We start from the raw sequence: 11,827 nt of genomic DNA, 5'->3' as shown, positions 1-11,827 counted from the left end.
GGTCACATCCCACCCACGCCCAAAAGCGTTTCGGAATAGACTTGAAACACATGTTCATTCCGAAACGCCCACGGCAAATCTCTCTTACGGCGTTTCGACTTTTCTCCGCCTCGTGCTAAAGCCGAAACACTTTAAACCACCGGCCTGACCGATCGCTCCAACACCGGATAGCGCCACAAAAGCGTCGCCCCACGTGCAACAAAGCTGATCAGCAGGGCCAGCCAAAGCCCGTGATTGCCCAGCAAGGGAAACAAGATCGCAAGCGACAATGCATAAATCACCACGGACAGCGCCATCATGTTGCGCATTTCCCTGCTGCGTGTGGCCCCAATGAAGATCCCGTCCAACATGAAGCTTGGCCAACCAAGAAGCGGGGCAAACACCATATAGATCAGATAGGTGTCAGCGGTGGCCTGCACATCGGGTGCCGTGGTCATTGTGGCGATGCCCCAGGGGCCTGCCAGCCAGAATATCATCGCCAGCACCAGCGAAACGCCTGCGGCCCACCAACTGGTCATCACAGAAGCCCTCCGTAGAACATGCACTCGCCTGCCTCCCACCGCCTGCCCGACAAAGCTCTCTGCCGCCAGCGCAAACCCGTCCAGCGCATAAGCCGTGACATAGACAAACTGGATCAACACCTGGTTGGCGGCCAGTTCCACATCGGAAAGCTTTGCTCCAAAGAACATGAAGCTGATGAAAATGGCCTGCAGCAGAAGCGACCTGATCAGAATGTCGGAATTGACTGCCGCCATATGTTTCAGAACCACGGCATCAAGGATCCGGCGCGGGTCGGCCCATCCAGGGCGGGCAAACACCTCGCGGCACAGAAACAGGCCAAGGGCAAAGCCGAGGACTTCGGCCATCAGCGTGGCCAGCGCCACCCCCTCGATCCCCCAGCCCATCCCCAGCACAAACCACAGATCCAGCAAGATATTAACCGCATTAGTCACAAGCTGCAGGGCAAGCACCGCGCGGGTGCGCTCCAGCGCAATCAACCAGCCTGTCATGGCGTATATCCCAATCGCGACAGGCGCTCCGAAGATCCGTATCTGTAGATAGGATCGCGCCAGCCCCTCAACCTCGTCCGAGGCGGGCGCAATCTGGAAGGCAGCCCAGATCAGAGGCCCTTGCAACACGATCAGGGCCGCCCCCGCAACAAGCGCCACCAGCAGGCCACGTGTCAGCATCGCCGCGACTTCCGCCATATTTCCTGCCCCATGGGCCTGGGCCGTCAGCCCGGTTGTCCCCATACGCAGAAAGCCAAAGACCCAAAACAGCGCAGACAGGATCGCGGCCCCGATGCCAACCGCACCGATTGGTGCGGCCTGCCCCAGTTGGCCAATCACACCCGTGTCCACCAGCCCCAGAAGCGGCACGGTCACATTGGACAGGGTGATCGGCAGGGCAAACTTCAGAACCCGGCGATGGGTCAGGGTCACAGGATCCTGTGCGGGCATGTCAATTCGGAGAAGGCATCAGGAAGTGCCCGGTGGCCTGGGCAAACAGCTTTTGCCGATTGTCCTGCCACGCCTCGACATGCACCGAAGCATAGCGCCGACCGGAACGCACCACCCGCGCCCGGGCATAGGCATCACGCGGCAGGCCCGATCGCAGATAGTCAATGGAAAAGTCGATGGTCTTCGGAAGGTAGGCAAGGACATTCCCGGGCTGCTCTCCCGGATCCAGAAGCCCTGCCTCCATATCCGCCCAGATACTGACCCAGGTGAGTTCGATCACCGCTGCCGTTTCCAGAAAGGCCGCGATCACGCCGCCATGGATGGCAGGCAGCATCGGGTTTCCGATCAGCTTTTCCGCGAAGGGCAGGATTGCGGTGAGTTCATCCCCGTGCCGCTCCAACTCGATCCCGAGGAACTTGATATAAGGCACACCGTTCACCAGCGCGGACAGGGTGCTGTCACGGCGATGTTTGACAATTTCAACCGGTTCGGGGCGGGGGCGCTTGGGGGTGCTCATGACACGGCCTCGGTCGATTTGCGTTTCGGATCGCCATCTGCGGTGAACGCCCCGGTGGCGGTTGCCACCGGGCGCTCCGTATCTTCATCCAGTGCCACGGCCCGCACGAAGGCGACGGAGCGGGTGACGTGGTAGCAGGTGGCGCGTGCGGTGATTTTCTGACCGGGTGTTGCCGGTCGCATATAATCAATGCGCAGATCAATGGTGGCGGTGATATCAGGGGCGCGTGGATGGCTCATCACTGCGGCTCCACAACAGGTGTCCAGCACCGCAGACACGGCCCCCCCATGGATCACGCCACTGCGCGGATCTCCGACAAAGGCCTCATTGTAAGGCATCGAAATCACCGCCTCCCCATCGCCGATATCCTCCAGCACCATGCCCAGCGCCCGGCAATGGGGGATCGCTTCGGTGAATTGCCGCGCAATTTCCGCCTTCTTCTCCTGGGGCAGAGCTTTGATCATGGGGCATTTCCCTTTCTTAGCCGTCCCCTGTTTATTGGCGCTTGCCTTTTGTGGAGCAAGCCCTTAGTTTTGCATTTGCGAATTATTCTCAATTGCAGGAGCGCCATATGGCCGCCACAACCACCCTAACCGCCCCGTTTGGGGAGTTGCGTCCCAAGCGCCTGTTTGTTCTGGTAGTGCTGCTTGTGCTGGCCATCGCGCCGGGGGAATTGGGTGAGTTGACCCGTTCGCTGATGACAGATGCCTATGTGCAGGTCTCGGTTTTTGTGGCCACCACATTGCTGCTGTTTTATGGCGCGGAACGCCTGTTCCGCTTCAACATCGGCGATGCATTGTCCAATGCCCGGGCGGCTCAGGTGCCACTGGCGGCATTGCTCGGGGCAACTCCGGGATGCGGCGGCGCTGTTGTTGTGGTTGCGGCCTATTCCTCAGGTCACGTGGGGTTTGGCGCGGTTGTCGCCACGCTGACGGCCACGATGGGGGATGCGGCGTTTCTGCTGCTGGCGACGCGACCGGATGCGGCCCTTGTTGTCCTGCCGCTGTCCTTTGTGGTCGGGATCCTGTCCGGCTGGATTGTGGATCGGTTCAACAAGATCGAATTTCGCAGCCCCGGCACTGGCAGCTGTGAACTGGCACCGCGCATCGGCAAGACCCGCCCGCAGGACATGGCCTATCTCGTGATTGCGGCCCCCGGTCTGATTGTCGGTGTTGGCCAGCTGATGCAGGTTGAGGTCACCCACCCTCTGGGGATTCCGGTTCTGTGGATCGCCATGGCGGGCACCTTTCTGGGGTTATTCATCTGGGCCACCTCCTCATTGCAGGCAATGACCAACGCCAAGGACAACCCGATCACACGGATGGCCGAAGAGACCAGTTTCATCTCGGTCTGGGTGATCGGGGCCTATCTCGCCTATGACTATCTTGCGCTTTATACGGGGGTGGATGTGGCCGTGATGTTCGAAACTGTCGCGCCTCTCCTGCCGCTGATGGCGATTGTGATCGGGTTTGTGCCCGGCTGCGGCCCTCAGGTTCTGGTGACGACGCTTTACCTGAATGGTGCCGTTCCGTTTGCGGCCCTGATGGGCAACGCGATTTCCAATGACGGAGACGCCCTGTTCCCGGCCATTGCGCTAAACCCCAAGGCGGCGGTGATTGCCACGCTCTACTCGGCCGTGCCTGCCCTGATCCTGGCCTATGCGTTCTATTTCCTCGCTCCGGGCTTCATGAACTGACCCTTCTGTGAGGCAGATCTTTCGGGGGATCCCATAACGGGGTCCCCTTTTTTGCAGATTTTGCTCAATATTTTGCGCATAGCGTAGTTCTACAGAATTGCGCTGCAGTGCAGAAAGCGTTACCAATGAGGACGAACCGCAACAGCAAGGATGTCCCATGTCTGACGAACGCCTCACCTTCAAAGAAATGTGTGCCAAGTTTGACGTGACTCCACGGACGCTCAGATATTACGAATATATCGAGCTTCTGGCACCGGAAAAGGAAGGGCGGTCGCGGTTTTATACGCCACGCGAAGTGGCCCGCATGACCCTGATCCTGCGCGGGCGCCGGTTTGGTTTCTCTCTGGAAGAGCTGCGCCAATGGCTGTTGATCTATGATGAGAAAGGCACCGATGCGCAGAATCAGGCCTGGGTGGAGTTGGCGGATCGCCAGCTCAAGGCCCTGCGGGAGCAATATGCGCAATTGGCCGAAACCATTGATGATCTTCAGGATCTGCGGGACGACGTGGCAAAGCTGGTAACATAACCCTCACGCCAGGTCGTCTTCCTCCCTCAACACCTGTTCCAACCGATCTGCGCTGGCTTGGGTGGAGCGAAATTTGCGCAGCAAGACAAGCCACATGATCATGATTGTGGCCAGAGAGACGAGGGCAACAATCCCAGCCGCCATCGGCAACCAGGGCCAAAGCCCCCAGATTGCGGGCACGGCAAATGCCACCGGCATCCCGATACCCCAGCGGATCGCCCACATGGCCAGTCGTTTCCTGAGAAACCCCTGCATCTGAGCCTGCATCACCTCAAGGGATGCCCGCTCTGCATTCAGATAGTCCACGCCATCTATATTGTCACCACTCACGCCCCCCCTTCCGAACTGTGTTTTCCCTTGATCCGAAAAGACCATGTGCCCCTTGCGGCACGAGGTCAACGCTCCTTTTCACCCGCAAAACGTGCGCGGCAGCGCGGAAATCACACGTCTAGGGGCGTAAGCTGGGGAAATGACGTTCCGTAACGGAAAGAAAAGTTGACGCCACGCCATTGAAATGTTTGACGCCACGTTACATTTACGTCAACGTAAACTTATGCAGTAAACAGAACCGGTCAGATCAACTCAGATCAACACGGCGGGATCCCCGCCCCCAACCGACCGGTGTCAAAAAGAGGATCGAATGACCGACGACCTTATGACCATTCGTCAGATGTGTGACGCTTTTGATGTCACCGCTCGCACCCTGCGCTTTTATGAAGCGAAAGAGCTGCTTGCACCGGTACGCGAAGGCCAGAAACGCCTGTTCACAAAACGCGACCGTGCCCGGCTCAAGCTGATCCTGCGCGGCAAACGTTTTGGGTTTGCACTGGAGGAAATCCGCCAGCTGCTCGACCTGTATGACATGGGGGACCAGCAGCAGACCCAGCTGACCCGCACCTACGAGGTGGCCCAGAAACACCTGGCCGACCTCAGGCAGCAGCGCACCGAGCTGGACGAGGCCATTGCCGATCTGACGGACCAACTGAAATGGGCCGAAGACGCCATCGCCAGATTCAAAGCGGGCGAAGGGCAATAAGCGCCAGTTATCAACCACGAGGATTACCACATGCCGAGCTATACCGCCCCCACCAAGGACATGGGCTTTGTGCTGCACGAAGTGCTGAAAACCCATGAGGCCGCCACCCCCGGATATGCAGATCTGGAACCTGGCTTTACCTCTGCCGTTCTGGAAGAGGCGGGCAAACTGGCAGGAGAGGTGCTCGCGCCGCTCAATGTGGTTGGCGATCACGAGGGCTGCCGCCTGGAAAATGGCGTGGTTTACACACCTGCCGGGTTCAAGGACGCTTTTGAGCAGATGAAAGACGGCGGCTGGACCGGGCTCGACATGCCCGAAGAGTTCGGTGGCCAGAACATGCCAGTGGTGCTGGGCACCGCTGTGGGTGAACTGTTTTCCGGCGCCAATCAGGCCTTCACCATGTATCAGGGCCTGACCCATGGGGCCGCCTCCGCCATCCTGGCCCATGGCACGGATGAACAGAAAGCCACCTATCTGCCCAAAATGGTCAGCTGCGAATGGACCGGCACCATGAACCTGACAGAGCCGCATTGCGGCACCGATCTGGGTCTGATGCGCACCAAGGCGGAACCGCAGGAGGATGGCAGCTACAAGATCTCCGGCCAGAAGATTTTCATCTCGGCAGGCGACCATGACATGTCGGAAAACGTGATCCACCTCGTGCTGGCAAAAATCCCCGGCGGACCAGAGGGCATCAAGGGCGTGTCGCTTTTCATTGTGCCGAAATTCATGGTGGCCGAAGACGGGTCTGCGGGCGCGCGCAATAGCGTGTCCGTGGGCAATCTTGAGAAAAAGATGGGCATCCACGGCAATGCCACCTGTGTGATGAATTATGACGAGGCGACCGGCTATCTGCTGGGAGACATGCACAAAGGCATGCGCGCCATGTTCACCATGATGAACGAAGCCCGCCTTGGCGTGGCGATGCAGGGTCTGGCGCAAGCCGAAGCCGCCTATCAAAACGCGGTGATCTATGCCAAGGACCGCCTGCAGGGGCGCGACGTCACCGGGGTCAAGAACCCGGATGGCCCGGCGGACCCGCTGATCGTTCATCCCGACATTCGCCGCGCACTTATGGACCAGAAATCCTTCATCGAAGGGGCGCGCGCCTTTCTGCTCTGGGGGGCGACACTGATTGATCAGGCCCACCGCGCCGAAGACAAGGACGCCGATGATCTGATCTCGCTGATGACCCCGGTCCTGAAAGGGTTCCTGAGCGATCAGGGCTATGACATGACCGTCCTCGCCCAGCAGATCTATGGCGGCCACGGCTATATCGAAGAGCATGGCATGTCACAGTTCACACGTGATGCCCGCATCACCCAGATCTATGAAGGGGCAAACGGTGTTCAGGCGCTGGATCTCGTCGGCCGCAAACTGGCTGCCGGTGGCGGCAAGCCGATCATGGGCTTCTTCGACATGATCAAATCCTACTGCAAGGAACAAGGTGACGACGAAGCGATGGCAGAATTCATCGCGCCGCTCAAAGAAGCGTCCAAACACCTGCAATCCTCGGCCATGTATTTCATGCAGTCGGGCATGAAGAACCCCAATGACGCGCTCGCGGGAAGCTATGATTTCATGCATCTCTTCGGCCATGTCTGCCTGGGCTTCATGTGGGCCCGCTCCGCCCGGGCCGCATTGGATGCGCTGGCCAGCGGCACCTCTGACGCCACGTTCTACGAGACCAAGCTGACCACGGCCCGCTACTATATGTCCCGCCGCCTACCCGCCACCGCGATGCATCTGGCACGGATCGAAAGCGGATCGGCCACGGTCATGGGGCTGACTGCGGACCAATTCTAACCAATTGAAAAGAGAACAGGAATGCCCAAACGCTTCAAACTCACCCGCCGCTTTCCCTGCGCCATGACCGAAGACGGCTATCGCCGCCTGAAACGATTTGCGCAGGAGGCAGGGCTGGATGAGGGCGAAGCGTTGTCCTTCCTGTTTGAACATTTCGACAGCGTGACGCACCAAGAAAACCTCACCGCGCGCCTGCGCCTGTTCAACGCGGAACTGGAGGCGCGCAAGCGATGAGCCTGAACAGTTGGCTTCTGCTGGATGCCTCCGGCGGGAGTATTTGGAGCAAGAAGAAGGGGCGCGCGTCTCATACCGATAACGGCCTCGCCGCCCCGGCCCGTTCGGGCGTTGATGGCGAGGCCGCCTTCTCCTTGGGCGGTCATCGGCTCTCCAGCCTGTACCGCCCCCCTAAGCTGGCCGTTCTTGGTTAAGAAAACGTGACTGGAAGAGCAATCAGGCTTTCTTCTTGGTCAAAATACTCAATCGGGTCTGCGGGGAAATTGCCCCCGGGTTCGAGATCGCAACTGGGAGGACGCGATGACCATCAAACTTTACTGCTTCGGCGAAAGTGGCAACGCCTACAAGGCCGCGCTTACGTTGGAATTGTCCGGCCTGGATTGGGAGCCGGTATATGTAGACTTCTTTGGCGGCGAGACCCGCACGCCGGAATATCGTGAGATCAACCCGATGGGGGAGGCCCCTGTGATGGTGGACGGTGATGTGACCCTGTCGCAATCGGGCGCCATTCAGGATTATGTCTCGTCGAAATCCGGCAAACTTGGGGGGCGCAGCGCAGCAGAGCGGCGCGAGATCCTGCGCTGGCAGTTTTGGGACAATCACAAAATGTCATCGGTGGCGGGCATGACCCGGTTTTTGATGAACTTTATCCCAGAAGACAAGCGCCCGGCCGAGGTGATTGCTTTCAATCAGGGCCGCCTCAAATCCGCCTACAAGACTTTGGAAAGCGAGCTTTCCACCCGGGACTGGCTGGTGGGCGACGCCATCACCCTCGCAGACATCTCCTGCTGCGGTTACCTGTTCTACCCTGAACCCTTTGGCTTTGACCGCACCGAATGGCCCGCCATCGACGCTTGGCTGACCCGGATTGCCGAAACCCCCGGCTGGAAACACCCTTACGACCTTATGCCCGGCAGCCCGGCTGACCGCGCCTGACATTCTGGACCTGGACTCCTGAAAGGAAATAGAAAATGACCGACGCCTATATCTATGATGCCGTGCGCAGCCCGCGCGGCAAGGGCAAGAAAGACGGCACGCTGCATGAAGTGACAGCCGTACGTCTTTCTGCCGAGACCCTTAACGAACTGAAACGCCGCAACAACCTTGAGGGCCATGCCGTCGAGGATGTGATCTGGGGCAACGTGACCCAGGTGGGTGAGCAAGGCGCCTGCCTGGCCCGGTCCTCGGTGCTGTATTCCGATCTGGACGAGCGCATCCCCGGCGTGTCGATCAACCGCTTCTGCGCCTCGGGCCTGGAAGCTGTGAACATGGCGGCCAACCAGGTGCGTGGCGGGGCGGGTGACGCCTATATCGCCGGCGGCGTCGAGAGCATGTCACGGGTTCCGATGGGGTCCGACGGGGGCGCAATTGCGGCGGATCCGTTCCTTGCAGCCAAGACCTATTTTGTGCCGCAGGGGATTTCTGCGGACATTATCGCCACCGAATACGGGTTTTCACGCGACGAGTGTGACGCCTATGCGGTCGAAAGCCAGAAACGCGCCGCCGCCGCCCGTGCCGCGGGCCGGTTCGACAAATCCGTCTACACGCTGCGCGACCAGAACGGTCTGGAAATCATGTCGCAGGACGAGATGATCCGCGAGACCAACATGCAGACCCTGAGTGGTCTGAACCCGTCTTTTGCGATGATGGGAGAGCAGATGCCGGGCTTTGACGCGGTTGCGCTTTTGAAATACCCGCATTTGGAAAAGATCAACCACGTGCACCACGCGGGCAACTCGTCCGGTATCGCCGATGGGTCTGCTGCCGTTCTGATCGGCAACAAGGAATTCGGCGAACGTCACGGGATCAAACCGCGCGCACGCATCAAGGCCACCTCCAAGGTGGGCACCGACCCAACCATCATGCTGACCGGCCCGGTTCCGGCCACCGAACGTGTGCTGGCGGCCGCTGGCATGGGCATTGGTGACATTGACCTGTTTGAGGTGAACGAAGCTTTCGCCTCGGTCGTGCTGCGCTTCCTGCAAGCCTTCAACGCCGATCATGACAAGGTGAATGTGAACGGTGGGGCGATTGCCATGGGCCACCCGCTGGGGGCCACCGGGGCAATGATCCTTGGTGCGCTTCTGGATGAAATGGAGCGGGCGGACAAGGAAACTGGCCTTGCCACGCTGTGCATCGGATCTGGCATGGGTGCCGCAACCATCCTCGAACGCGTTTAAGAAGGGACGTTAAAAATGGCTGATTTCAACTACTCTGTTGACGCCGATGGCGTCGCCACCATTTCCTGGGATGTGCCGGGCAAGTCGATGAACGTGCTGTCGTATGCCGCTCTGGCAGAGCTGAACGGGCATATCGACACCGTTCTGGCAGATGACGCCGTGAAAGGCGCGATCATCACCTCGGGCAAAAAGGACTTTGCCGGGGGGATGGACCTCAATGTCATTGCCCAGATGAAAGAAGACGCGGGCGACGACCCCGCGAAAGGCCTGTTTGACGGCATCATGCAGATGCATGGCGTGCTGCGCAAAATCGAACGGGCTGGCATGGATCCGAAAACCAACAAGGGCGGCAAACCGATTGTCGCGGCCCTGCCCGGTATCGCGCTTGGCATCGGGCTTGAGATCCCGCTGGCCTGTCACCGGATCATTGCCGCCGACAATCCCAAGGCCAAGATCGGCCTGCCGGAAATCCTTGTGGGGATCTTCCCCGGCGCAGGCGGCACCACCCGCCTTGTGCGCAAGATGGGCGCGATGGCGGCAGCGCCGTTCCTGCTTGAGGGCAGAACCGTGGCCCCGGCCAAGGCAAAATCCGCAGGCCTGATCGACGAGGTTGTCGCCCCGGAAGAGCTGCAGGCCCGCGCAAAGGAGTGGGTTCTGAACGCCAAGGACGCAGATATCGTGAAACCGTGGGATGCCAAGGGGTATAAAATGCCCGGTGGCGCGCCTTATCACCCGGCCGGGTTCCAGACCTATATCGGCGCGGCGGCGATGATCCATGGCAAGACCGCGGGGGTCTATCCGGCGGCCAAGGCGCTCTTGTCGGCAGCTTACGAAGGGGCGATGGTGCCCTTTGATGACGCATTGCGGGTCGAGTGCCGCTGGTTTGTGAATGTTTTGATGAACCCGTCCTCCTCGGCCATGATCCGGTCCTTGTTCATCAACAAGCAGGCGCTTGAAAAAGGGGCTGTGCGTCCGAATGACATTGAGGATCAGTCGGTCAAGAAGGTCGGCGTTCTGGGCGCAGGCATGATGGGGGCAGGCATTGCGCTGGTCTCTGCCATGGCGGGCATGGACGTGGTGCTGATCGACCAGACCCAAGACGCTGCAGATCGCGGGAAATCCTATTCCGAGACCTATCTGGACAAGGGCATCGCCCGCAAGAAAGCCACGCCGGAGAAAAAAGAAGCCGTTCTGGGCGCCATCACCGCGACCACCGATCTGGACGCTCTCAAAGGGGCGGACCTGATCATTGAAGCGGTGTTCGAAGATGTGGGTGTGAAGGCGGAGATGACCCGGAAGGTCGAGGCTGTTGTCGGCCCCGACTGCATCTATGCCACCAACACCTCGACCCTGCCGATTTCCGAGCTGGCAAAAGCATCGCAACGCCCGGATCAGTTCATCGGCATCCACTTCTTCTCACCGGTTGAGAAGATGATGCTGGTCGAGATCATCAAGGGCCGCGAAACCGGCGATCGGGCCAAGGCCAAGGCGCTCGACTATGTGCGCCAGATCCGCAAGACACCGATTGTGGTCAATGACGCGCGCTTCTTCTATGCCAACCGCTGCATCATTCCCTATATCAACGAAGGCATCCGCATGGTGGGCGAAGGGGTATCCCCTGCCCTTGTGGAAGGGGCCGCGCGCCTGCTGGGCTTCCCGGTTGGTCCGTTGCAGCTGGTGGACGAGACCTCGGTCGAACTGGGGGTGAAGATTGCAAAAGCAACCAAGGCCGCAATGGGGGATGCCTATCCTGACAGCGCCGTGGATGACATCATCTTCTGGATGGCCGATGAAGGGCGTCTGGGCCGCAAGGCAAATGCGGGCTTTTATGACTATGATGACAACGGCAAGCGCGCCGGGTTGTGGACCGGGCTGGGTGAAAAATTCCCGCTCGCCGAGACACAGCCGGAAATCACCGAGGTCAAGCATCGCCTGATGATGGCACAGGTGCTGGAGGCGGTGCGTGCGCTGGAAGAAGGCGTGCTTGAGGACATCCGCGAAGGCGACGTGGGCGCGATCCTCGGCTGGGGCTTTGCGCCGTGGTCCGGCGGCCCCTTCAGCTGGCTCGACATGCTGGGTGCGCCCTATGCGGCCGAAGTCTGTGATCAGCTGACCGAAAAACACGGTGCGCGCTTCACCACCCCTGCGCTGCTGCGCGAGATGGCTGAGGAAGGCGAAACCTTCTATCAACGGTTCGACAAGACCGCAGCCGCCGCATAATTGCCGAAAGCGTTTCAACCTTTCCCTGCCTCAGGTTGAGCCCGAAACGCTTCCAACACAAACAAGAGAGCCCGGACATATCCGGGCTCTTTTCTTTTGGCCCCATTTCTGGTGGTCCCGTCTCTTTTGGCGCTGCCCACTTTGATGTCAGA

General features: G+C 59.7%; 13 protein-coding genes. 9 read left to right on the top strand and 4 right to left on the bottom strand.

The features are described 5' to 3' along the window. Positions 1-131: 131 nt before the first annotated feature. From AKJ29_RS06080 to AKJ29_RS06070, 3 genes are read right to left on the bottom strand one after another with little or no spacing between them, the layout of a single operon-like run. Positions 132-1,460, bottom strand: coding sequence for an MATE family efflux transporter (locus AKJ29_RS06080; RefSeq protein ID WP_055188865.1), 1,329 nt, complete (start codon positions 1,458-1,460; stop codon positions 132-134). A gap of 1 nt (position 1,461) precedes the next feature. Next, positions 1,462-1,977: a PaaI family thioesterase gene (locus AKJ29_RS06075; protein ID WP_055188863.1), complete on the bottom strand. Its 516-nt coding sequence runs from the start codon at positions 1,975-1,977 to the stop codon at positions 1,462-1,464. Next, complete coding sequence (locus tag AKJ29_RS06070) at positions 1,974-2,441, bottom strand: PaaI family thioesterase (protein WP_055188861.1); 468 nt, start codon at positions 2,439-2,441, stop codon at positions 1,974-1,976. Before AKJ29_RS06070 ends, AKJ29_RS06075 begins: the two co-directional genes overlap by 4 nt. Before the next feature lie 107 nt (positions 2,442-2,548). On the opposite strand from AKJ29_RS06070, the gene AKJ29_RS06065 reads away from it, so the two are divergent. Beyond that, a complete protein-coding gene (locus tag AKJ29_RS06065; RefSeq protein WP_055188859.1) occupies positions 2,549-3,673 on the top strand; it encodes a putative manganese transporter in 1,125 nt (374 codons plus the stop codon). A gap of 157 nt (positions 3,674-3,830) precedes the next feature. After that, entirely contained in the window at positions 3,831-4,199 is a 369-nt protein-coding gene (locus tag AKJ29_RS06060) for a MerR family transcriptional regulator (RefSeq protein ID WP_055188858.1), read from the top strand. A 3-nt stretch (positions 4,200-4,202) separates the two neighbouring features. On the opposite strand, the gene AKJ29_RS06055 is transcribed toward AKJ29_RS06060, so the two are convergent. After that, a complete protein-coding gene (locus AKJ29_RS06055; protein WP_139231308.1) occupies positions 4,203-4,529 on the bottom strand; it encodes a hypothetical protein in 327 nt (108 codons plus the stop codon). Between the two features lie 310 nt (positions 4,530-4,839). Between AKJ29_RS06055 and AKJ29_RS06050 the strand changes: the two genes are divergently transcribed. From AKJ29_RS06050 to AKJ29_RS06020, 7 genes are all read left to right on the top strand, one after another. Then, entirely contained in the window at positions 4,840-5,235 is a 396-nt protein-coding gene (locus tag AKJ29_RS06050) for a MerR family transcriptional regulator (protein WP_055188854.1), read from the top strand. A 30-nt stretch (positions 5,236-5,265) separates the two neighbouring features. Further along, positions 5,266-7,041 carry an acyl-CoA dehydrogenase C-terminal domain-containing protein gene (locus tag AKJ29_RS06045; RefSeq protein ID WP_055188852.1) on the top strand — a complete coding sequence of 592 codons (1,776 nt, stop codon included), beginning with the start codon at positions 5,266-5,268 and terminating at the stop codon, positions 7,039-7,041. Between the two features lie 21 nt (positions 7,042-7,062). Further along, positions 7,063-7,275 (top strand): hypothetical protein, encoded by a 213-nt coding sequence (locus tag AKJ29_RS06040; protein ID WP_055188849.1) that lies wholly within the window; start codon positions 7,063-7,065, stop codon positions 7,273-7,275. Beyond that, a complete protein-coding gene (locus AKJ29_RS06035; RefSeq protein ID WP_055188847.1) occupies positions 7,272-7,469 on the top strand; it encodes a hypothetical protein in 198 nt (65 codons plus the stop codon). The genes AKJ29_RS06040 and AKJ29_RS06035 overlap by 4 nt, the downstream gene beginning before the upstream one ends. 106 nt (positions 7,470-7,575) lie before the next feature. Next, a complete protein-coding gene (locus tag AKJ29_RS06030) occupies positions 7,576-8,211 on the top strand; it encodes a glutathione S-transferase family protein (RefSeq protein ID WP_055188844.1) in 636 nt (211 codons plus the stop codon). Between the two features lie 35 nt (positions 8,212-8,246). After that, positions 8,247-9,455: an acetyl-CoA C-acetyltransferase gene (locus AKJ29_RS06025; protein ID WP_055188843.1), complete on the top strand. Its 1,209-nt coding sequence runs from the start codon at positions 8,247-8,249 to the stop codon at positions 9,453-9,455. 15 nt (positions 9,456-9,470) lie between these two features. After that, a complete protein-coding gene (locus tag AKJ29_RS06020) occupies positions 9,471-11,675 on the top strand; it encodes a 3-hydroxyacyl-CoA dehydrogenase NAD-binding domain-containing protein (RefSeq protein WP_055188841.1) in 2,205 nt (734 codons plus the stop codon). Positions 11,676-11,827 lie beyond the last annotated feature (152 nt).

It is taken from the genome of Aliiroseovarius crassostreae (assembly GCF_001307765.1).
GTDB lineage: Bacteria > Pseudomonadota > Alphaproteobacteria > Rhodobacterales > Rhodobacteraceae > Aliiroseovarius > Aliiroseovarius crassostreae.
The sequence above is the reverse complement of the archived record's forward strand: the minus strand, read 5'-3'. Positions and strand labels throughout refer to the sequence as shown.

Excerpts from the sequence above, each read along its gene's own strand:
- AKJ29_RS06080 (WP_055188865.1), bottom strand. The coding sequence starts at position 1,460 with ATGCCCGCACAGGATCCTGTGACCCTGACCCATCGCCGGGTTCTGAAG.
- AKJ29_RS06075 (WP_055188863.1), bottom strand. The coding sequence starts at position 1,977 with ATGAGCACCCCCAAGCGCCCCCGCCCCGAACCGGTTGAAATTGTCAAA.
- AKJ29_RS06070 (WP_055188861.1), bottom strand. The coding sequence starts at position 2,441 with ATGATCAAAGCTCTGCCCCAGGAGAAGAAGGCGGAAATTGCGCGGCAA.
- AKJ29_RS06065 (WP_055188859.1), top strand. The coding sequence starts at position 2,549 with ATGGCCGCCACAACCACCCTAACCGCCCCGTTTGGGGAGTTGCGTCCC.
- AKJ29_RS06060 (WP_055188858.1), top strand. The coding sequence starts at position 3,831 with ATGTCTGACGAACGCCTCACCTTCAAAGAAATGTGTGCCAAGTTTGAC.
- AKJ29_RS06050 (WP_055188854.1), top strand. The coding sequence starts at position 4,840 with ATGACCGACGACCTTATGACCATTCGTCAGATGTGTGACGCTTTTGAT.
- AKJ29_RS06045 (WP_055188852.1), top strand. The coding sequence starts at position 5,266 with ATGCCGAGCTATACCGCCCCCACCAAGGACATGGGCTTTGTGCTGCAC.
- AKJ29_RS06040 (WP_055188849.1), top strand. The coding sequence starts at position 7,063 with ATGCCCAAACGCTTCAAACTCACCCGCCGCTTTCCCTGCGCCATGACC.
- AKJ29_RS06035 (WP_055188847.1), top strand. The coding sequence starts at position 7,272 with ATGAGCCTGAACAGTTGGCTTCTGCTGGATGCCTCCGGCGGGAGTATT.
- AKJ29_RS06030 (WP_055188844.1), top strand. The coding sequence starts at position 7,576 with ATGACCATCAAACTTTACTGCTTCGGCGAAAGTGGCAACGCCTACAAG.
- AKJ29_RS06025 (WP_055188843.1), top strand. The coding sequence starts at position 8,247 with ATGACCGACGCCTATATCTATGATGCCGTGCGCAGCCCGCGCGGCAAG.
- AKJ29_RS06020 (WP_055188841.1), top strand. The coding sequence starts at position 9,471 with ATGGCTGATTTCAACTACTCTGTTGACGCCGATGGCGTCGCCACCATT.